Source organism: Paenibacillus sp. FSL R5-0887, from assembly GCF_038002305.1.
In the GTDB taxonomy this organism is placed as follows: Bacteria; Bacillota; Bacilli; order Paenibacillales; family Paenibacillaceae; genus Paenibacillus_AQ; species Paenibacillus_AQ odorifer.
Genome location: NZ_JBBOCE010000001.1, coordinates 2,549,269 through 2,570,010, shown reverse-complemented (window position 1 = coordinate 2,570,010; position 20,742 = coordinate 2,549,269). Strand labels below are relative to the sequence as shown.

20 protein-coding genes are annotated in these 20,742 nt (G+C 45.0%); 18 read left to right on the top strand and 2 right to left on the bottom strand.

Annotated elements, in window-relative coordinates; genetic code table 11:
* Window positions 1-88 precede the first annotated feature (88 nt).
* From panB to MKY14_RS11490, 18 genes are all read left to right on the top strand, one after another.
* Window positions 89-955, top strand: coding sequence for a 3-methyl-2-oxobutanoate hydroxymethyltransferase (panB, locus tag MKY14_RS11575; RefSeq protein ID WP_076127540.1), 867 nt, complete (start codon window positions 89-91; stop codon window positions 953-955).
* Entirely contained in the window at window positions 956-1,846 is an 891-nt protein-coding gene (gene panC, locus MKY14_RS11570; RefSeq protein ID WP_076306198.1) for a pantoate--beta-alanine ligase, read from the top strand. It abuts the gene before it with no gap.
* Window positions 1,839-2,222 carry an aspartate 1-decarboxylase gene (gene panD, locus MKY14_RS11565; protein WP_036676288.1) on the top strand — a complete coding sequence of 128 codons (384 nt, stop codon included), beginning with the start codon at window positions 1,839-1,841 and terminating at the stop codon, window positions 2,220-2,222. Before panC ends, panD begins: the two co-directional genes overlap by 8 nt.
* 112 nt (window positions 2,223-2,334) lie before the next feature.
* On the top strand, window positions 2,335-2,976 hold the full coding sequence (locus MKY14_RS11560) for a tetratricopeptide repeat protein (RefSeq protein WP_076127543.1): 642 nt from the start codon (window positions 2,335-2,337) through the stop codon (window positions 2,974-2,976).
* 126 nt (window positions 2,977-3,102) lie between these two features.
* The gene (gene dinG / locus MKY14_RS11555) at window positions 3,103-5,964 is read left to right on the top strand and encodes an ATP-dependent DNA helicase DinG (protein ID WP_076127545.1); all 2,862 of its coding nucleotides are present in this window, start codon (window positions 3,103-3,105) and stop codon (window positions 5,962-5,964) included.
* Between the two features lie 130 nt (window positions 5,965-6,094).
* Window positions 6,095-6,748, top strand: a complete 654-nt coding sequence (locus MKY14_RS11550; protein WP_036676294.1) for a redox-sensing transcriptional repressor Rex — start codon at window positions 6,095-6,097, stop codon at window positions 6,746-6,748.
* Entirely contained in the window at window positions 6,735-8,036 is a 1,302-nt protein-coding gene (locus tag MKY14_RS11545) for an amidohydrolase (protein WP_076183988.1), read from the top strand. Before MKY14_RS11550 ends, MKY14_RS11545 begins: the two co-directional genes overlap by 14 nt.
* A 172-nt stretch (window positions 8,037-8,208) precedes the next feature.
* Window positions 8,209-8,727 (top strand): cell wall elongation regulator TseB-like domain-containing protein, encoded by a 519-nt coding sequence (locus MKY14_RS11540; RefSeq protein WP_076278333.1) that lies wholly within the window; start codon window positions 8,209-8,211, stop codon window positions 8,725-8,727.
* 411 nt (window positions 8,728-9,138) lie between these two features.
* A complete protein-coding gene (locus tag MKY14_RS11535) occupies window positions 9,139-9,681 on the top strand; it encodes a hypothetical protein (protein WP_076127549.1) in 543 nt (180 codons plus the stop codon).
* Window positions 9,674-11,176, top strand: a complete 1,503-nt coding sequence (locus MKY14_RS11530; RefSeq protein ID WP_076127550.1) for an AAA family ATPase — start codon at window positions 9,674-9,676, stop codon at window positions 11,174-11,176. The genes MKY14_RS11535 and MKY14_RS11530 overlap by 8 nt, the downstream gene beginning before the upstream one ends.
* A gap of 133 nt (window positions 11,177-11,309) precedes the next feature.
* The gene (locus tag MKY14_RS11525) at window positions 11,310-12,182 is read left to right on the top strand and encodes a 3-hydroxyacyl-CoA dehydrogenase family protein (protein WP_036676304.1); all 873 of its coding nucleotides are present in this window, start codon (window positions 11,310-11,312) and stop codon (window positions 12,180-12,182) included.
* Window positions 12,179-13,387 (top strand): acetate/propionate family kinase, encoded by a 1,209-nt coding sequence (locus MKY14_RS11520; RefSeq protein WP_036676305.1) that lies wholly within the window; start codon window positions 12,179-12,181, stop codon window positions 13,385-13,387. Before MKY14_RS11525 ends, MKY14_RS11520 begins: the two co-directional genes overlap by 4 nt.
* A 21-nt stretch (window positions 13,388-13,408) precedes the next feature.
* Complete coding sequence (gene asnS / locus MKY14_RS11515; protein ID WP_036676308.1) at window positions 13,409-14,707, top strand: asparagine--tRNA ligase; 1,299 nt, start codon at window positions 13,409-13,411, stop codon at window positions 14,705-14,707.
* Between the two features lie 31 nt (window positions 14,708-14,738).
* Entirely contained in the window at window positions 14,739-15,491 is a 753-nt protein-coding gene (locus MKY14_RS11510) for a DnaD domain-containing protein (RefSeq protein ID WP_076302747.1), read from the top strand.
* 71 nt (window positions 15,492-15,562) lie between these two features.
* Window positions 15,563-16,171 carry an RNA polymerase sigma factor gene (locus MKY14_RS11505; protein WP_305954008.1) on the top strand — a complete coding sequence of 203 codons (609 nt, stop codon included), beginning with the start codon at window positions 15,563-15,565 and terminating at the stop codon, window positions 16,169-16,171.
* The gene (locus tag MKY14_RS11500) at window positions 16,162-16,659 is read left to right on the top strand and encodes a hypothetical protein (protein WP_339187817.1); all 498 of its coding nucleotides are present in this window, start codon (window positions 16,162-16,164) and stop codon (window positions 16,657-16,659) included. The genes MKY14_RS11505 and MKY14_RS11500 overlap by 10 nt, the downstream gene beginning before the upstream one ends.
* Before the next feature lie 15 nt (window positions 16,660-16,674).
* Window positions 16,675-17,781, top strand: a complete 1,107-nt coding sequence (locus tag MKY14_RS11495; RefSeq protein WP_076127557.1) for a hypothetical protein — start codon at window positions 16,675-16,677, stop codon at window positions 17,779-17,781.
* The gene (locus tag MKY14_RS11490) at window positions 17,778-18,503 is read left to right on the top strand and encodes a hypothetical protein (RefSeq protein ID WP_081388300.1); all 726 of its coding nucleotides are present in this window, start codon (window positions 17,778-17,780) and stop codon (window positions 18,501-18,503) included. Before MKY14_RS11495 ends, MKY14_RS11490 begins: the two co-directional genes overlap by 4 nt.
* A gap of 50 nt (window positions 18,504-18,553) precedes the next feature.
* On the opposite strand, the gene proC is transcribed toward MKY14_RS11490, so the two are convergent.
* Together proC and MKY14_RS11480 are read right to left on the bottom strand one after the other, a co-directional pair.
* A complete protein-coding gene (proC, locus tag MKY14_RS11485; RefSeq protein WP_076308388.1) occupies window positions 18,554-19,423 on the bottom strand; it encodes a pyrroline-5-carboxylate reductase in 870 nt (289 codons plus the stop codon).
* 49 nt (window positions 19,424-19,472) lie between these two features.
* Window positions 19,473-20,720 carry a glutamate-5-semialdehyde dehydrogenase gene (locus tag MKY14_RS11480; RefSeq protein ID WP_076192177.1) on the bottom strand — a complete coding sequence of 416 codons (1,248 nt, stop codon included), beginning with the start codon at window positions 20,718-20,720 and terminating at the stop codon, window positions 19,473-19,475.
* Window positions 20,721-20,742 lie beyond the last annotated feature (22 nt).

Below are 20,742 nucleotides of genomic sequence, written 5' to 3'. Positions count from 1 at the left end.
CGGACCTTTTTAGCAAATGATTGCTAAAAGGTTTTTTTGTTGCGATTTTTACGGGCAGGTTACTTAAAAAAGGAGGACGAAAAGAGAAATGGCAAACAAACAAGCGCTAAATATTGTAAAAATGAAAAAAATGAAAGCAGAAGGTGTGCCACTGAGCATGCTGACCGCTTATGATTATCCGTCTGCAGTTCTTGCAGAAGAAGCAGGTATCGACCTTATTTTGGTTGGTGACTCTCTTGGGAATGTAGTCCTTGGATACGATACAACTTTACCGGTAACGATTGAAGATATGGTGTACCATACCCGCTCGGTAACTCGAGGAGCACAAAGCACCTTTATCGTGGCGGATATGCCATTTATGACTTATCACGGAAGTGTAGATGAAACTCTGCGGGGAGTGCGCAGATTAATGCAGGAAGGGCGGGCTCATGCCGTCAAAATGGAAGGTGGACTCGAGATTTGTGAGACTGTAGCTACGGTGGTAGCTGCGGGAGTCCCTGTACTGGGACATATCGGGCTTACTCCGCAATCCGTGAATATGATTGGTGGCTACCGGATTCAAGGCAAAGATGCCAAAGATGCGCAACGCCTGATGGATGAAGCTAAGGCGCTTGAGGCCGCAGGTGCTTTTGCAATCGTTCTGGAGCTGGTAACGGAAGAAGTAGCCCAAGCGATCTCTGAAGCGCTTAGCATCCCAACCATTGGGATCGGTGCAGGCCGTTACTGTGATGGACAGGTATTGGTTTTCCATGATTTGCTGCGGTATGCCTCACCTTACCGTGAGAAACGTTTTGTCAAAACCTATGCGGATGTGGGTAATGTAATCCGTGAGGGCATCAGCCAATATGTGAAGGAAGTGAAGGAACGTTCCTTCCCAGATGAAAGTCACGTTTTTAATGCAGATGAAACGGTTTTGGAATCTTTATATGGCGCTGCAAGAAAGGAAGGGAAATAAATGAGAGTCGTCAGAAGCATGGAGCAGCTGCGCGAAGCTTTGGAGTATATGAGACAAGGCGGGCACGCCCCGATTGGGTTCGTTCCTACGATGGGATACTTGCATGACGGACATGCCAGTCTGCTTCGCCGGGCTGGAGAAATGAGCAACACAGTGGTAATGAGCATTTTTGTGAATCCTTTGCAATTCGGGCCAAACGAGGATTATGATTCCTATCCGCGTGACGAGCGTCGTGATTTGGAGCTCGCTGAACGTGAGGGAGTAGATATTGTATTTATCCCCAGTGTGGAAGAAATGTATCCGCAGCCTACTCGGACTACGGTCTCGGTATCGGAGCTTACTACCCGGCTTTGTGGGGCATCCCGCCCTGGGCATTTTGATGGTGTAACCACAGTGGTTAATAAATTCTTCAATATCGTACAGCCGGATTATGCTTTCTTTGGGCTGAAGGATGCTCAACAAGTTGCTGTGCTTCGCCGAATGGTGTCCGATCTTAATATGAATATCGAAATTATTCCTTGTCCGATCGTTCGTGAAGGGGATGGACTTGCACTCAGCTCACGTAACGTATTCTTGTCTCCAGAGGAGCGTAGTCAGGCATTGGTGTTATCTCGATCCTTACGTGAAGCACGTCAGTCTATTGAAGAAGGAAAAGTAACAACCGTTGCTGAAGTGCGGGAATTGTTGACATCGGTTATTTCCAGCTCCCCTCTAGCGGTGATTGATTATGCGGAGATCTTAACATTCCCTGATCTTGAAGGATTAGAGGATGAAGCTCTTTTATCAGAAGTGGATGGGGAAATTATAATAGCGCTCGCCGTGAAGTTTGGCAGAACACGCTTGATTGATAATAATGTATTTATTCCAAAGGAGGTTGCTGCACTTGTTTAGACATATGATGAAATCCAAAATTCACCGCGCAACAGTAACGGAAGCGAATTTGAACTATGTAGGCAGTATTACCATTGATGAGAGCTTGATGGAAGCCGCGGACATTCTTGAGAATGAAAAAGTTCAAATTGTGGATAACAATAATGGTTCGCGACTGGAAACCTATGTAATCCCTGGACCGCGTGGAAGCGGAGTGATCTGTCTTAATGGTGCCGCAGCTCGTCTTGTTCAGCCGGGCGATACAGTAATTATCATTTCGTATGCGATGTTGTCCTCAGAAGAATTGGAGTCACATAAGCCAACGGTGGTATTCGTGGATGAGAATAACAAACCAGTGAAGCTGGCTGATCATGAATTGCATGCTACAATCGCTTAATGTATGGACTTACGCCATGTAATGAATGGCAGGGATGAAAGACCCCGATCTCGCAGAAAATGAAGTCAGGCAAGCTGAACTGATTTCATCTTCAGTAAGGGGGGGATCGCCCATGTTTCAACATTTGTTTGCTGAAATGAACAAGGTGCTTCAGGAGATCGTAACAGATTACCCTACAGCGGAGGGTGCCCGCCGGAACGAGCTTTTATGCAATTATAATATGCTGCATAGACTGAGCGACAAAGTGATGGATGAATGGCTCGCTTTTGCTGAGAAGCTTAGTTCCTTTCGCGAAAGTGCGGATTTTACAGCAGTGGTCGAAGAGGAAGTGCCGGAACAGGAAGCACCAGAGCTATGTATGGATTCCTTTGTAAGAGGTCAGGGGTATTATAAGCTGCTGATGTATGGAAAGTGTATTGATCAGTTTAAAGAAGTTATTGCGCAATACCCGGATAGCTTGGCTGCTCGATTATATTTAGCCATCTCTTATCTGCAGGAAGGTGACGGTGAGGCCGCTTGGAGTCATCTGAACCATATGCTGGGCTTGATACGGGAAACCAAGCTGAAAGCCATGGTTTATAATGCTTTAGGCTGCATACGAGCCTCACAGGAACGTTTCAATGAAGCGCAGGAATTGTTTGATCTTGCTTTGCAACATGACCCTGCGCTTCCGGAACCAAACGTTAACTTAGAGGTATGCCGCCGTCGTGGAGGGAAGCTGCATTTTGGAAATCAGCTGGTTTCCCTTTTGTAAAAGAATAACGGTTTTGGAAATTTCCATTCAAGCGATGCATCCCCTGAACCAGTGGTGTGCATCGCCTTTTTTCGCAACTTCTGTTATGCTGATTAAGAGTCTCAATTGAAAGGGAATAGAATTATAATGAAATTTGCCGTGCTTGATTTTGAAACAACAGGAACCCAATCCGTGGGTGAAATTATCCAGGTTGGCCTTGCAATTATAGAAGAAGACCGGTCCATCTCCCGGGTATATGGTTCCTATGTCAAGCCCGGAACGCCGATTCCTCCTTTTATAACAGGTCTGACGGGGATTACCGATGATGATGTTAAGGATGCGCCTGAGCTGGATGAGATGATGATGGAGCTTGTTCCGCTCTTGGATGATGTTGTGCTTGTAGGGCATAATGTCGCTTTCGACTTCCATTTTTTACAAAATGCTTTAGATCGTTGTGGTTATTTGCCATTTCAAGGGCGGATTTTGGATACGATTGATTTTCTGAAAATTTGCTTTCCTTCGCTCACATCTTATCAACTAGGCTCTGTCAGTGCTCATTTTGGAGTGACACATGATCGTCCGCATCAGGCAGATAGTGATGCACTTGCGACTGCTTTAGTGCTGCTGAAATGTCTGGAGGAGCTCTACGAGCTGCCGCTGCTTACGATCCAGAGACTCTGTGAGCTGTTTACCGAAGAGGATAGTGATCTGGGCTGGTACTTTGATGGTCTGCTGCGAGAGCGGGAAGCGGAAACGCTACAGCCCGAAGGTGATCTGACTTTCTATCGTCAATTAGCGCTTGCAGTAGGAGATTGGACGGAGTTAGCGCCACCTAGAGATGAGCATGCTGAGAATCCGCTAGCGAATTTATCTTTTACTGATTATATGGACGAAGTAACCAAACGACTTAAAGACACATTACCGCAGTATGAAAGCCGGGAAGCTCAGGATATTATGATCAATGAGGTGATGACGGCACTTGCCGAAGACAAACACCTACTGATCGAAGCGGGCACAGGAACCGGTAAATCGCTCGGTTATTTGTTGCCTGCCATTTATCAAAGCGTTCGCACCAATGAAAAAGTCATGGTCAGCACTCATACCATTAATCTGCAGGACCAATTGCGCGAGCGGGATATCCCTTTGTTAACGCAGGTAGTTCCTTTTCCGTTTAAAGCTGCTATTTTTAAGGGAAGAGGGCATTATTTGTGTCTGCGTAAGTTTGAGCATAAAATTAATAAAAAGGACTTTATAAGCCCAAGGGAAGATGCGCTTACTGCCGCTCAGATGATTGTATGGCTCACTCAAAGTGAATCAGGGGATGATGAAGAGCTGAATTTAAGCGGCCGGGGCGGTGATTTCTGGGAGACGGTGGCAAGCGATACCGATTCCTGTCTGGGCCGTTCTTGTCCTTGGTTCCGCAAATGTTATTATCATAGGGCCAAGCATGAAGCTGGGATTGCTGACGTGGTTATTACGAACCACTCCAAGCTATTCGCAGATGTTAAGGCTGGGCACCAGCTGCTTCCGGCTTACGAGCATCTTGTCATTGATGAAGCACATCATTTAGAAGATGTGGCTGGTAAACATCTTGGCATGCATATGAAGCATTTCACTGTGGCACACACATTATCGCGGCTGTATAAAGATAGCCGAAACGGACAGCTTCCTGCTCTTCGTCAAATATTACAGTCGTCAGGCAGTGAAGAGGCTTCAGAATGGAGCGGAGTCATCGATCGGATCTACCCGGATCTGCTTACCGTCAAAGAAACCTGGGATGCACTCAGCGACAAGCTGTTCAGCCTTTTGCCGGAACGCAGTGATGCAGGGGCAGGGGAAGCGGGACAACTGGTTATGCGGTTGATTCCCGCCCGTAAGCCGAAGGATTGGGATGAATTGGTTGCGCTAGAGAACACTATGAATCTGACGTTAAGCGACATCATCCGTAAGGGTGATAAAATGCTTAACGAGATGCGCGACCAGGAAAGCCAATCTTCAGCAGACAGTCTTGTTACTGATATTAGCGGTTTATTTAAGGATTTGGCTTCCATCCGTGAGCAAGTAAGATTCTTTATGGGGCTGAATGACGATAATGTAGTATATTGGCTGGAGGCAAATGGAAATTACCGCAGCAAATCACTGCAGATGTATGCCGTCCCTGTGGATGTTAGCAGCCAGCTTAAAGAGTTGTTCTTCGATAAGAAAAAAAGCATCGTGCTTACCTCGGCGACGCTGTCTGTAGATAAGTCTTTTCAATTTATGATTGATAATCTCGGACTTAACGAAGCTGCAGAAGAGGGACGTCTAATGACCTCACTCCTTCCATCTCCCTTTAAGTATCGCGAGCAGGCACTGCTAGTTATACCGCGTGATTTTCCTAGTGTGAAGGGGAGTGTGGGCGATGCTCGATTTGTCGATACACTCGTACAGTCATTATCGGAAGCTGCTAAAACAACACGTGGGCGGATGCTGGTTCTGTTTACTTCTTATAAAATGCTGCGTCAGGTATATGATCCGCTTAAAGAGGCTTTGGCCTCACAAGAGATTACGGTGCTTGGTCAAGGCGTGGAAGGTGGCAGCCGGAGCAAGCTGATCCGCCGCTTTCAGGACAGTGCAGCATCCGTATTGCTGGGGACGAGCAGCTTCTGGGAAGGTGTAGATATTCCAGGTGAAGCACTGACTTGCCTGGCCATCGTGAGACTTCCATTTCAACCGCCGAATCACCCGTTGGCGGAAGCGAAGTCGGAGTTATTACAGGCCCAGAAGAAGAATCCGTTCATGAAATTATCTGTTCCTCAAGCGGTTATTCGTTTTAAGCAGGGATTCGGAAGACTGGTTCGCACGGCGCAGGATCGCGGAATAGTTATTGTTTATGATACAAGGGTTATTGAATCTCATTACGGGAAGTATTTCCTTTATTCATTGCCTGGTCCCAAAATGGAGCATATGCTTACTGATCAAATGGTCCCACGCATAGCGGAATGGCTAGAGGATGGCGGCGCTTCTTAAAACGCTCGTCTTCAGTTTAGCTCCTCCTTATCCTTAAGGGCGGTGTGTTACAGTACCGTCCTTAATAAGGAGAGGTAGACGTTTGAATATGGATTTTCACAAGAACATTACTATTTTTAGGAGGAAAAATATGAAATCGGATAAAATATCAGAAGCCGTTGTTCGCAGACTGCCTGTGTACTTGCGTTTTTTGAATGATCTCCAGAATCGCGAAATATTAACAGTTTCCTCTCAGGAACTTGGACAAAAGCTTGATCTTAATCCCGCACAGATTCGTAAGGATTTAGCATATTTTGGTGACTTCGGCAGAAAAGGTATCGGCTATGATGTAACGTATCTTATTGAGAAAATCCGTCATATCCTGAAGCTGGATCAACAGCTTAATGTAGCTTTAGTTGGAGCAGGTAATCTCGGACATGCCTTGTCTAATTACAATGCATATCTTAAAGATACTATGAAAATCACGGCTATATTTGATTCGTACGCTCCTAAGGTTGGACGTAAGATCAACTCCCTTACTGTGCAACCGATGGATGAACTAGGCAGCACGATTCGTGAGCAAGGTATTCGCATTGCCATTATTACCGTACCTGATTCAGAAGCTCAAAATGTAGCAGATATTCTCATTTCTTCTGGGATTGAAGCGATTTTGAACTTTGCCCCTGTGATTCTGAAGACACCACCGAATATCCGGGTGCATGCAGCTGATTTTACAACTGATCTGCAAAGTCTTGCTTATTACTTGCGGGATGGAAAGGAAGAAAGCGAACATGAACAACAATAAAACGATAATTAAGGGCGGGTATTTTCTGACTCCGGGAACGGATGAGCCGGTTCTGAGTGGATATATGACTATTGAAGATGATTTAATCACTTACATAGGAAAAGAAGAGCCTCAGATGGAAGCTGGAGTGCAAGTGGTTGATGGCAGCCGTCTGCTGTTCATGCCTGGACTTGTAAACACACATGGTCATGCGGCGATGTCTTTGCTGCGTGGATATGGAGATGATTTAGCGCTACAAGTGTGGCTTCAGGAGAAGATGTGGCCGATGGAGGAAAAGTTCACCGGTGATGATGTATACTGGGGAACCTCCTTATCTGTATTGGAAATGCTGAAGGGTGGAACTACGACCTTCCTCGATATGTATGATCATATGGACCGAGTAGCCGAGGTAGCTGAGTTATCAGGTATCCGTTCCGTATTGATGCGTGGTGTGATCGGGTTATGTCCAGAGGATGTACAGAATCACAAGCTTGCGGAAGCGATTTCTTTTGCCCGTAACTGGCATGGAAAGGCTGAAGGTAGAATTACTACTATGATCTCGCCGCACGCCCCTTATACTTGCCCTCCGGACTTCCTGGTTAAGTTCGTGCAGGCAGCGCATGATCTGGATTTACCGATGCATACGCATATGTCCGAAACGAAACGTGAAGTGGAACAAAATGTGGCGGATTACGGGTTGCGTCCTGTAGCTCACTTAGAGAAGCTTGGCATGTTCACACGTCCATCGATAGTTGCACATGGTGTTCATTTAAATGATGAAGAGATTGAGATCTTGGCTCGCCATAATGTGGGTGTATCTCATAATCCGGGCAGTAATTTGAAGCTGGCTAGCGGAGTGGCTCGGGTTACTGATCTTCTAAAAGCTGGTGTGAAGGTGTCTCTTGGCACGGATGGCGCGGCAAGCAACAATAACTTGGATATGTTTGAAGAGATGCGGCTTGCAGCTCTCATTCATAAGGGTGTCAGCGGTGATCCAACGGCTGTTCCAGCTCCAGAGGCTCTGCGTATGGCTACAGAATATGGCGCGCAGTCCATCTTTTTAAATAATGTAGGCAGACTTGCTGTAGGGATGAAAGCAGATTTCATTGCTATTGATATCGATCAGCCGCATTTGCTGCCACACACAGATCTGTTGTCTCATGCAGTTTACTCTGCTAGCGCTAAGGATGTTGAGCATGTGTGGGTGAATGGTAAACAGGTCATCAAGCATGGACAATGCTTAACCCTGGATGAGGAAGCTATCCGGCGTAAAGCGCAAGAAGCCTTCGAAGGTTTATTGAAGCGTTAAGTCTGGAGAATAACGAATAAATAATAGGCTGCGACTTTTTGCTTTTAGCAAAAGTTGCGGCCTTTTGTGTATTTTTAAGGCTGGGAAAGCTAGAAAATTATGAAATTTTGGATAAACACGCGGGTGTGTTATATAATCAAAAAAGATATATTACTAGAAAGGGAGCTGTACCTTGAAGAAAAGGAAAAAATGGATCCTCCTGGGGTCAGTTCTGATTCTGCTCCTGGGGTTTGGACTTATCCAGTTCTATGCCTATATTATGAAAGATCAATGGAACGAGCGTGATATCGCTAAGGATGTTGCCAAAACCAGAGCGGGTCTAACAGAGGTAACCAAAGCACAAAAATCGGTTTGGGATGAAAATGCAGTGTACTGGGTATTAACTGGGAAAAATGAAGCCGGGACTGCTCTTATGGTCTGGGTCCGCTTTACGGTAGATGGAAAATTTGCTGAAGGCGACGACGCAGTGTTTGCTGAGGAACTAAGTAAAGGAACCTCGGAAGCCCAAATACGCGGCATTATCAAAGCTGATCTTCCGGACATAACGATTGAACGCTTGCTGCCGGGAGTATATAACGGAGAGTATGCTTGGCAGCTTTTTTATAATCAGAGCGGTCGGTATTATTATCAATTTTATCGCTTTTCGGATGGGTCCCGAATGGGCGAAGGTTACAGTTTACCTAAAAGTTAAGCTGAACATAAGGAAATTAAGGGTGGCATAGTAAACAAGCGAACTTATTATAAGTTCGCTTGTTTACATTTATTTGATGTACAAAAGTGATATACTAAGTGATATACTGAATGGGTAGTTATCACCGAATATTCTCTTAAATTCACATACGAAAATAGGCCGATTGATTAAAAATCAAGGCCAGTTTTGTCGAAAGTGAGGAATTTATTTGGTATTGATGTAAATATTTAAAAAATTAAATTTTAAATATATTCACATTTATTTTGAAATTAGTATATACACCTGTGATATACTACTACTTGTAATTAGGAACAGCAATAAGAGACTTCAGTCTCTCTGATGAGCTCTCAAGTAGCTATAAATTATTATAATGAGCTTTATATTTTGTCATCTTTGAGAGGAGGACGTTTCTTGAAATTACGTCTTGTACCTGTGCTGATAACGTCTCTACTGTCGGCTACTCTATTGTTTGGTGGCTTCTTTTTGTATCGTCAGTTTGCAATGCAGGAACCACTTCAGAAGATTGTATCTCAATATGAGGGCGTCAATAATTCTCATATCAGTATTAACCGCAATGAGGTCACTTTGAAACTTGATCTCCAGCCAGGCACGAAATTACGTGAACTGGTTCAGTACGTCTCCCAAGAAGGAAAATCGATGATTGATGGACGTACACTAAAACTTGATGTAGAACAGAACTCCAGTGAACTGCTGGATGAATACTGGGATAAAGCGATGTTCTCTGTAGCCGAAGCTATGGAGAGCCGTAAATATACACTTATACCCACAGAACTTGATGGACTCAAAGCGCAATATCCACAATATAAAAATGTGATAGCCTCAACAGAAATTGATGACAATAATGTCTATGTAAGCTTGAGTAATGGAAAAGAAAGCAAATTTATTATTTTGCCGCGTAAACCTGCGACATTGGGGGTATGGAATAATGCCTAAATACCTTAAAGAAATTCTAATCGGATTTATTCCTGTCTTGTTTATTTTTATGGCTTTTCTAGGCATTAATATATTCCCGATTGTAATTGCTGCTGGGATGCTCACGGCTTTACTTATCATTGCTCATTTAAGAGGCGGACTTGCGGTAAATGCAGGTGCCGGGAAGAAACGCAAGAAGGATGGACCTTCAAAGCTTACTTTTGAAGAAATTGGCGGGCAAGACAATGCAAAACAGGAGCTTCGTGAAGCGTTGGATTTTTTGATCCGGCATGAGGAAATCAGCAAATTCGGGATTCGGCCTTTGAAAGGGATTCTGCTTACAGGCCCTCCAGGAACAGGTAAGACCCTTATGGCTAGAGCAGCAGCACATTATACAAACTCTGTATTTGTGGCAGCATCAGGCAGTGAGTTTGTAGAAATGTACGTAGGTGTCGGTGCCGGCCGTATCCGCGATTTGTTTAAGGATGCCCGTACCCGCGCCCTTAAGGAAAACAAGCAAAGCGCTATTATTTTCATAGATGAAATTGACGTAATTGGCGGTAAGCGTGAGGGCGGACAGCAGCGAGAATATGATCAGACCTTGAATCAGCTGTTGACTGAGATGGACGGGATCTATAACAACGAAACACCACGCATTCTACTGGTAGCAGCCACTAACCGTAAAGAAATGCTTGATTCAGCATTGCTGCGTCCTGGCCGGTTTGACCGTCATATTCAAGTGGACATGCCTGATAAAAAAGGCCGCAGATCGATTCTCGAATTGCATGCCAAAAATAAGCCGCTTCATGCCAATGTGAACCTCGACAAAATTTCCGAAGAAGCCTATGGTTTCTCCGGTGCTCAGCTCGAAAGTGTTATGAATGAGGCAGCAATTTATATGATGCGTGAGGAATTGACAGAGGTTGAGCAGCGGCATCTGTCGATGGCGATTGACAAGGTTATGATGGGGGAAAAAACGGACAGAGAAACTAACCACGAAGAGAAAAAACGTGTGGCGATCCACGAATTGGGACATGCCATTATGGCAGAACTGCTTCGTCCGGGAAGTGTCAGTCAGGTTACGCTGACTCCGCGGGGGCAAGCCCTTGGTTATGTACGTCACAATCCTCAGCAAGAGCAGTATCTGTACACCAAAGATTATCTCGAAGATCAGATTATGATCGCACTTGGTGGAGCGGCTGCAGAAGAAATGTATTATGGCGGACGAAGCACAGGTTCACGTGGCGATTTTGATCAGGCCCTGAATATTGTCGAAACCATGATGAAATCCGGATTGACTTCGTTGGGTATTGCCAAGCTGGAAATGGTTACCACTGAAGAGCTTATGAAGGAAAACAGTAAAATATTGGACGAGTTGATGGTACGTACTCACGACCACCTTGAAAAGCAACGAAATGTATTTGATTACTCCCTTGACATTTTAATGAAGGAAGAAGTGCTCTCTGGAGAGCAATTTCGATGTCAATTTCGTGACAGCGTGCGTTTACCAGCATAAATATTTATGCTGGTTATTTTTTTTTACTTTTCAGGCATGCTAAGATATCATTATATGTCGGGCTTTATAAATTTTTGCGACAGACAAGGTACAATACAAAAGTATAGATACCTGAAAGGATGGAGACTTTTTTATGAATTTCAAGAAAATTGGTGTCATCGGCGGTGGCACAATGGGACAAGGGATTGCCGAAATGCTGGCAGCCAAGGGCCTGGATGTATTGCTGGTGGAGAAAACCCCTGAGAAACTGGACTACTCCTACGAAATGATCGAGACAAGTCTAGATAAGCAACTGGAGAAATGGGCGATCACTCAAGCTGAGAAGAAGCTGATTCTTAGCCGTATTCAAAAAGTGACACATTTCGCAGAGCTGAGCTCTTGTGACATGGTTATCGAAACAATCGTTGAGGATTTAGAAGAAAAGAAAAAAATATTGAATCAACTGGATCAAGTATGTCCAAACCACATTATTCTTGCCAGCAATACGTCAACACTTAGCTTGACTGAACTTGCAAGTTCTACAATGTATCCGGAACGCGTGATCGGAATGCATTTCATATACCCTGTAGCTAAAGTGGATCTTGTTGAAATTGTACGCGGTCTGAAAACTTCAGATGCTACTTTTGAAGATACAAAATCCTTTGTTGATGAAATTGTTGAGAAAAAAGGTGTAATGATTTATGAATCCCCAGGATTTGTAACATCACGCCTCATTTGCTTGTTTATCAACGAAGCTATGCATGTACTGCAAGAGGGCGTTGCCTCCGCACAGGATATTGACGATGCTATGCGTATTGGTTATCAATTCCAATATGGACCGCTTGAAATGGCTGACAGATTTGGTCTGGATTCGGTTCTTGCTGCACTCGAAAATATGTTCCGTGAATATGGTGAGCTGAAATATCGTCCTTCCACGATCCTTAAGAAGATGGTGCGTGCAGGACAATTAGGTATGAAATCAGGCGAAGGCTTCTTCCAGTACGACAAGGATGGTGACCGTATATGAATATTCTAGTAATTAACTCCGGTAGTTCTTCTTTAAAATATCAATTGTACAATATGGCTGATGAATCCGTTTTGGCTAAAGGTTTGGTGGAACGTATCGGGATGGATTCCTCCATTCTGAACCATAAACCTACTGGTAAAGCTGAAGTAACAGAAGTAAGTGAAATTTTGGAGCATAACACAGCGATTCGTAAAGTTCTAGCTTGCCTAACGGATAAAGAGCATGGCGTTATTGAATCCATTAAAGAAATCAATGCTGTGGGTCACCGTGTAGTACATGGTGGTGAATTCTTCAAAGCTTCCGCACTTGTGGACGCTGATGCCAAGACTAAAATTCGTCAGTTGTTTGACCTTGCACCCCTGCATAACCCAGCAGCAATGATGGGGATTACGGCTTCTGAAGTAAATATGCCGGGTGTACCGCAGGTTGTTGTATTCGATACTGCATTCCACCAAACAATGCCTGAAAAAGCTTATATGTACGCGATTCCTAGAGTACTGTACAATAAATATAAAGTTCGTCGTTATGGCGCACACGGTACATCACACGACTTCGTAAGCAAAGCTGCTGCGGAGTACTTGGAGCGTCCGTTGGAAGATCTGAAGATCATTACTTGTCATATCGGTAACGGAGGTAGTGTAACTGCAGTTCAAGATGGAGTGTCTGTGGATACTTCGATGGGTATGACTCCTCTGGAAGGTTTGATGATGGGGACTCGCAGTGGTGATCTTGATCCAGCAATTGTTCCTTACGTGATGAACAAGGAAGAATTGTCCGTAGGCGAAGTTAACTCCATGTTGAACAAACATAGTGGACTCCTAGCTATTTCGGGCGTAAGCAGTGATATGCGTGATATTATTGAGGGTATGGAAAAAGGTGAGCCTAATTCCACGCTAGCTTTTGAAATGTATGAGTACCGCTTGCGCAAGTATATCGGTTCTTATGCGGCTGCTATGAACGGTGTAGATGCTATCGTATTCACTGCTGGTGTTGGTGAAAATGCTTCATTGCTACGTGAGAAACTGCTAAATAACCTTACGTTCCTGGGTATTGAGTTGGATGTTGAAGCTAATAAAGTTCGCTCCGGCGACCCGCGTCGTATCTCTACGGTAGATTCCAAAGTGCAGGTGCTTGTAGTTCCGACTAACGAAGAGCTTGTCATCGCACGTGATACAAACCGTATTGTGCAAGGAATTAACGGCTAAATTAGAGGAGAGATTGAAGGCATGGCTAACAAGAGTGTAATCAAGAACGTGAATGAACATGTTGGAGAAAGTGTTGTTATCGGTTGTTGGGTAAACAACAAGCGCTCCAGTGGTAAAATTCAGTTCCTGCAGCTTCGCGATGGTACAGGTTATATTCAGGGAGTTGTAGTGAAATCAGAAGTGCCTGAAGAGGTATGGGATGCAGCTAAGAGCCTCACACAGGAAAGCTCATTGTATGTGACCGGTATTATTCGTGAGGAGCCTCGCAGTCAATCCGGTTTTGAAATGACTGTTACCGGAATTGAAGTTCTGCACCTTACAGAGAATTATCCAATTACTCCGAAAGAGCATGGCGTTGATTTCTTGATGGATCACCGTCACCTCTGGCTCCGTGCCTCGAAGCAGCGGGCTGTTCTGGTTATTCGTGCGGAGATTATCCGGGCAATCCAACAGTTCTTCAACGAGAGCGGATTTACAAAGGTGGATCCTCCGATTCTGACGCCAACGTCAGCAGAGGGAACTACTAACTTGTTCCACACGAAATACTTCGATGAGGATGCTTACCTGACCCAAAGCGGACAGTTATACATGGAAGCTGCAGCTATGGCACTGGGCCGTGTATATTCCTTTGGACCCACCTTCCGTGCGGAGAAATCTAAGACTCGTCGCCACTTGATCGAGTTCTGGATGATCGAGCCTGAAATGGCCTTCACAGATCATGAAGAAAGCTTGAAGGTTCAGGAAGAGTTTATTAGCTTCGTAGTACAATCCGTATTGAAGAATTGCCGTGCGGAGTTGGAAGCGGTAGGCCGCGATATTTCCAAGCTGGAGAATATCAAAGCACCATTCCCACGCATTACTTATGACGATGCGATCAAGTTCTTGAATGATAAAGGCTTTGAAGATATTGCTTGGGGTGATGATTTTGGTGCACCTCATGAAACAGCAATCGCTGAAGCATACGATAAACCTGTATTTATTACTCATTATCCTGCTTCATTCAAAGCGTTCTACATGAAGCCGGATCCAAATCGTCCTGAAGTCGTACTGTGTGCTGATATGATCGCTCCTGAAGGTTATGGAGAGATTATTGGGGGTTCACAGCGGATCGATGATCCTGCGCTGCTTGAAGAGCGTTATAAAGAGCACAATCTTTCGATGGATTCTTATAAATGGTACATGGATCTGCGTACTTACGGATCTGTACCTCACTCCGGTTTTGGACTTGGGCTTGAGCGTACTGTAGCTTGGATCTGTGGTCTTGACCATGTACGTGAGACTATTCCATTCCCACGTACACTGTACCGCCTCTACCCATAAGTTCTTAGGATTTGAACAAAGGGGGAAGCACATGGACGGCAAGACATGGAGTACCTGGAGCGAAGGCGTCTCCTTCGGTCTGGAGAACGGAATGGCCGTCATACCTTACGCTTTACTGAAGTATTACCGGAAGCTGAATTTAAGCGGAAGTGAAGCGATGCTGCTGATTCATCTGCTCTCCTTCAGGCAAGTGGAAGGGATTGAGTTCCCTTCTCTGGAGGAGCTTCAGGTCGTAACTGGTCGTAGCATTTCCGTTCTGGCCGGAGAATTGCAGAAGCTCATGAAGGAGGGTTTCATTAGCATCGATGGAGACAACGATGAGCTAAGAGATATCCATTATGAACGCTACAATTTCTCAGGGCTATATGGAAAGCTAGGTGCTTATCTTGCGACAGCTGTACAAGAAAATGAGCAAGATAAGGACAAAGGGGCATATGCAACATCAGCTCCCCGGGCTGCTGCGTCAGGTGGAGGATTCGGAACTCCCCCCACATCTCCTTCTTCACTTGGAGATAAAGAGGAGAGCCGGAATCTATTCAGTATTTTCGAGAAGGAATTCGGGCGCCCGCTGTCTCCAATGGAATGTGAGACGATTTCCAGCTGGGTGGATCAAGACCGATATCCTGAGGAGCTGATTCTGTTAGCACTCAAGGAATCCGTATTTGCGGGGAAGGTTCATTTTCGTTATATCGACCGGATATTGCTGGAATGGGCCCGTAACCGGGTCAAGAACGCTCAGGATGTTAAGACGTATACACAAAAATTCCGCAATGGTGGAAGATAGATCGTTTAGGAGAGAACCGTATTGCTTTAGCTATTGCTAGAGTCTGTACGGTTCTTTTTTTATTTTTTTAGATAAGTGCAGGGGGAGGCGAAGATCTCAGCGTCTATTGCTGTGGGAAGGAGGGGAGAGTCATTGAGGAAGAGCTATTAATCAAGCGGATTTGCCAAGGAGACGAAGATGCGTTTCGCCAGTTTGTAAATACATACAGTCAGCACATATACAAAATCACCTATTCTGTATTACGTGAAGTCAAAGGGGCTGAAGACGCTGCTCAGGAAGCTTTTCTTCAGATGTATAAATCTCTCCCTGACTACCGTTATCAAGGCTTAAAATCATGGATTACGCGGATCGCCTTAAATAAGGCTATTGATGCCAAACGTAAACGTGATCGGCTACGAGAGTTACCTGTTGACTATGAGCTTGTGCTGAGCCAGACACCTTCTAATGAGGAGGATGTACTAGCCACTGTTGTCCGTCGTGACCGGATGAATCGTCTGTCGGGTGAGATCAACAATTTACCGGAGGGTCATCGGGAAATTATGGTGGCTTATTATCTGGAAAATAAAAAATATGAGCAAATTGCTGCTGAAAATGAAATTACTTTGAAGACGGTGGAGTCCAGACTATATAGGGCGAGACAATGGATGCGAAAACATTGGAAGGAGGACGAATGGCTATGATGAAGAGTGGAGAAAACTTAATTCGCCGCGAGCAGGCAAAAGCTTATCTTGAAGGGCAAGAAGATAGTATAGAGCGAGATGAATGGGAACAATTGCTGCTCAAGGATGAAGACACATTTGTTTCATACATAGAGATGCTGGATGAGCTAAAGGAGGATCTGCCTTCATTGGAGAATTCGTCTGCTTTTACTGAGAGAGTTATGGGAGATTGGGTGGCTACGGTGAGATCTTCAGTAGTCATAGAAGAAGTAGCGGGGCAAGAAGAAGGATCACGGCGTTATCGCTGGTATGATAAAACAATCTTTCATTATGCCGTTGCTGCTTCGTTAACGCTGTTGATTATGTCTTCCGGGATGTTTGATAAGTTACTCACGGGTGAAATGGAGCTTATTGTCCCTAAGAAAGATAATTCGCCATCTTATAGCGAACAATTCATGCAAGCCACCAGCGGATGGTTGAGCCGGATTATGGACGGAAGACAGAAATGAGAGGAGAAATGAACAATGCAACAGCAGCGTAATAAAATTAAGGGTCTTTTTCTTAATATGATTCCTGGAGCAGGTCATTATTATATGGGAAGACGACCACAAGGGATTGTTTATTTTTTGCTAAGCTTTGGTGTGTTATTTATGTCATTCTTAATCGCTATGGCTGAAGGGGATGAGGGGATTCTGGCATTGGGCGTGATCGGATTCTTACTTCTATGGATTCTTTCGATGATTCATCTGGTGATTAAATTACTGCAAATGCCCACTCCAATTGTAGCGCCTGATGGATCAATGCTGGATTTTAGTTCTACTATGCCCGTAAAGACGGAGGATAATGAACGTGTGCATGTCATCTTATTGTCTTTCATTCCTGGATTGGGTCATTTTCATATGGGGCTGATGCAGCGTGGACTATCCTTTCTGATTTCATTTTTCGGATTCATGACCGTTATGTTATTCTTGGCTGGAATTACTTCGAGTGATGCATTTTTGCTGCTGTTTGGAGTATTGCCAGTAATTTGGCTGTATTGCATGTTTGATGCAGTTCAGTTGATCCATCGTAAACAAGCAGGAGAAATGCTTGTTGACCGCACATTATTCGAAGAGATGGAGGCTGGACGTGAGGAAGGACGACGCAGCAAAGTATTAGCGACATTACTATCCGCATTTCCTGGCGCTGGACAGATGTATCTGGGACTGCAAAAAAGAGGGCTCCAGCTCATGCTTCTTTTCTTAGGAAGTATCTATGTCATGGATCTATTGCGGTTAACATTGCTCTTTTTCCTTATCCCGGTCATTTGGTTCTATAGCTTATTCGATGGCTTACAGTTAGTTAGCCGATATGGACGTGAACCTTTGCAGGATAAGCCGGTTATCGAAGGTTTCTTAAATCATCAAGGCTGGCTCGGAGCAGTCCTGATGTGTCTCGGATTATACTTTATTGTTGTGAATGTCGCAGTTCCTGCCATCGATATCAGATTTCCAGAATGGCGGCTGGAATATCGCGTAAATGAATATTTTAAGACCATTGTCGTCTCCGTGTTATTGATTGGTGGTGGGGTGAAGCTGATGACTGGAAGTAAGAATAATAAAGGTAGAAAAGGGGCGGGGGGTCAATCTTGAATAATCCAGTAGAAGTAGAGCCGGGAGTCATGGTAACTAGCGAGTTTCCAGTGAACGAAGGGAAATCTAGAAGTTGGCGTGTAGGTACGTTGTCGATGGGACTGAGCCTTTTATTTCTCGGGGCATTAATAATGGTCTCGCAGTGGAAAGGAGCGGATGTGTTCGAGACAACACTTGCTTGGTGGCCGCTCATTTTTATCTTACTTGGTTTAGAAATTGTAATTTACACCTTATGGTTCCGTGGTAAAGGGAAAATGTACTATGATGTGCTAAGTGTTCTGTTCGTCGGATTTCTGGCAGTGTGCTGTTTAGTATTCGCAGGAGTCAGCTCTTTAGGATTAACACAGGAACTTAGACATGTGATCTCCTCTACGGAGGAGAATTATTCCTTGCCGGAATGGAAGGGGAATGTTCCACAGGGTGTAGGCACACTTATAATCCAGGCTGCCGAACCTTATGGAATTATGGTTGATCGAACGGCTGGGAACGAGTTGAATGTATTTGGGAGTTATTCCACGGCAGAAGGGCAACTCAAGCAAGAGCAAGAGAAGCGGCTGTTGCAAACTAAGCAAGTTGGAGACACATTTTACGTCATCTTAGGAGACATACCTAGACATCTAGTATTCGATAACTCCAGGAATGCATTGAACGTGACCGTTGCGGCTCCTGTAAATCTAAAGGTAATCGTAAGAGATAATTATGGAAATGTTGTAACAAGGTAAAAAAAGATCGCTTCCCACCCGATGAGGGGATGGGCTGCGATCTTTTTTGGTTAAGAACGAAGCTCTTTCTCTAGGGCAGCACCCATTTCACGTGAGCGCTCGGCACATCGGTTAACGGCAGCAATCACAGTTTCAAAGAATTCCCCTCGTTCAAGCACTTCTATAGCTGCTTGTGTTGATCCGTTAGGGGAAGTAACCTTCTTACGAAGTGCTGCGGGTTCTTCTCCCGTCTGTTGTACCATTCGGGCAGCTCCCAGCACAGTTTGAACAGTTAATTCGGTGCTTTGATCAAGTGGTAGCCCACCACGGATACCAGCGGCGATCATGGCTTCCATCATGTAATAGATATACGCAGGCCCGCTGCCTGAAATTCCGGTCAAGGTTTCCATACGTTCCTCATCAATGACTGTTGTAAGCCCGACAGCCTCAAAGATATTAAGAGCAAGGCGACGGCCTCTTTCGTCTACTTCTTTGGAGAAGGCTAGACCAGTGGCACCCAGACCGATGGAACTGGAGGTGTTAGGCATTGTGCGAACAATAGGCTGTGCTTTGCCAAGTAGACCTTGAATGGTTCGAATAGATAGACCTGCAATGACAGAAACTACGATTTGATCCGGAGAAAGAAGCGGGCCTAGTCCGCGTAAGGATTCGGCAGCATCTTTAGGTTTCATTGCCAGTACTATTACTGGTGCGTTCCGTAAGTATTCTACTTTTTGTTCGGGATCATTTGTGCCTATTACACCATAACGGCTTTTTAATTCTGCCAGACGTTCACTGCTGCTGCGATTGAGCATGATGACATTATCGGGCTTTACGATATTGCGGCTAATCATCCCGCGAACGATGGCTTCTGCCATGGAGCCTGCGCCATAAAAAACAATATTATGATTCATGAGTGGAACTGAAGGTTGCTGACACATGGCTAAAATCCTCCTAAAAGTTGTGTGATAGAATACTTAAACGTGTATACTAACCCCGAATTTGTCCCGTTCCGTAGATCTTATATTTGGTTGAAGTTAGTGCAGGCAGACCCATCGGGCCACGTGCGTGGAGTTTCTGGGTACTAATACCAATCTCTGCACCGAATCCAAATTCAAAGCCATCCGTGAAGCGGGTTGAGGCATTGTGATAAACAGCGGCAGCATCCACTTCTTGTAAAAAGCGTGTGGCGTTCTCCTGATCTTCCGTTACGATACATTCCGAATGTTTCGTGCCATACTGGGCGATATGCTGCATAGCTTCTTCCATATCACTGACGATTCTAATATTAAGGATATAATCATTGTATTCTGTAGCATAGTCTTCTACGGTTGCAGGTAATACCCATGGGACATGAGAGATGGTTTGTTGACAGCCACGAAGTTCTACATGAACCTCACGGAATGCTTCGGCTAAGGATAACAGATATTTGCTCGCGTAATCCTGATGAACGAGTAGTGTTTCCATAGAGTTACATACCGAAGGGCGCTGAGCTTTGGCATTTAAACTAATGTCCTGTGCCATTTCTGGCAAGGCAGTTGCGTCGAGATAAGTATGGCAGATGCCTGCTCCAGTTTCAATTACGGGAACGGTTGCGTTAAGGACTACATTTTGAATAAGAGAGCTGCCTCCGCGCGGGATAATCACATCTAAAAGTCCGTTCAGCTTTAGCATTTCATCTACTGAAGAACGATTTGGGTCTTCAATCAGCTGAAGCGCGTTAGGCGGCATTGAGGTTTCAGCAAGAGCATTGTGCAGAACCTCGACAATTTTACGGTTGGAGGACAGGGCAGAGGAGCCCCCGCGCAGCACAACAGCGTTGCCGGTTTTGAGACATAGACCCGCAGCATCAACAGTCACATTGGGACGTGCTTCGTAGATGATGCCGATCACACCAAGCGGAACGCGCAGCTTCTGGATGTTGAGGCCGTTAGGACGTTCAATGCTTTCTAGCGTGTCACCGATAGGGTCCGGTAATACAGCGATTTGTTGCAAGCCTTCGGCAATGCTGTTAATCCGGTCAACATCTAATGCCAGCCGGTCGAGCATGGATTCCGGAGTTCCATTAAGTCTTCCTCGTTCCAAATCCTCCGCGTTGGCGGTGATAATGGCGGGAGCTTCGCGGCGAAGTGCATCGGCCATGACCAGCAGTGCTTCATTCTTCTGGCCAGTTGTTAAGCTTGCTAGAACTCCTGTTGTCTCCTTGGCTAATTTACTCTTATTAATAACTTCACTCATGACGTTTCCTCCCTATATTTGA

What these genes read in the sequence shown, in the direction of transcription:
- panB (WP_076127540.1), top strand. Translation starts at nt 89, where the DNA reads ATGGCAAACAAACAAGCGCTAAATATTGTAAAAATGAAAAAAATGAAA.
- panC (WP_076306198.1), top strand. Translation starts at nt 956, where the DNA reads ATGAGAGTCGTCAGAAGCATGGAGCAGCTGCGCGAAGCTTTGGAGTAT.
- MKY14_RS11560 (WP_076127543.1), top strand. Translation starts at nt 2,335, where the DNA reads ATGTTTCAACATTTGTTTGCTGAAATGAACAAGGTGCTTCAGGAGATC.
- dinG (WP_076127545.1), top strand. Translation starts at nt 3,103, where the DNA reads ATGAAATTTGCCGTGCTTGATTTTGAAACAACAGGAACCCAATCCGTG.
- MKY14_RS11550 (WP_036676294.1), top strand. Translation starts at nt 6,095, where the DNA reads ATGAAATCGGATAAAATATCAGAAGCCGTTGTTCGCAGACTGCCTGTG.
- MKY14_RS11545 (WP_076183988.1), top strand. Translation starts at nt 6,735, where the DNA reads ATGAACAACAATAAAACGATAATTAAGGGCGGGTATTTTCTGACTCCG.
- MKY14_RS11530 (WP_076127550.1), top strand. Translation starts at nt 9,674, where the DNA reads ATGCCTAAATACCTTAAAGAAATTCTAATCGGATTTATTCCTGTCTTG.
- MKY14_RS11525 (WP_036676304.1), top strand. Translation starts at nt 11,310, where the DNA reads ATGAATTTCAAGAAAATTGGTGTCATCGGCGGTGGCACAATGGGACAA.
- MKY14_RS11520 (WP_036676305.1), top strand. Translation starts at nt 12,179, where the DNA reads ATGAATATTCTAGTAATTAACTCCGGTAGTTCTTCTTTAAAATATCAA.
- asnS (WP_036676308.1), top strand. Translation starts at nt 13,409, where the DNA reads ATGGCTAACAAGAGTGTAATCAAGAACGTGAATGAACATGTTGGAGAA.
- MKY14_RS11510 (WP_076302747.1), top strand. Translation starts at nt 14,739, where the DNA reads ATGGACGGCAAGACATGGAGTACCTGGAGCGAAGGCGTCTCCTTCGGT.
- MKY14_RS11500 (WP_339187817.1), top strand. Translation starts at nt 16,162, where the DNA reads ATGGCTATGATGAAGAGTGGAGAAAACTTAATTCGCCGCGAGCAGGCA.
- MKY14_RS11495 (WP_076127557.1), top strand. Translation starts at nt 16,675, where the DNA reads ATGCAACAGCAGCGTAATAAAATTAAGGGTCTTTTTCTTAATATGATT.
- proC (WP_076308388.1), bottom strand. Translation starts at nt 19,423, where the DNA reads ATGTGTCAGCAACCTTCAGTTCCACTCATGAATCATAATATTGTTTTT.
- MKY14_RS11480 (WP_076192177.1), bottom strand. Translation starts at nt 20,720, where the DNA reads ATGAGTGAAGTTATTAATAAGAGTAAATTAGCCAAGGAGACAACAGGA.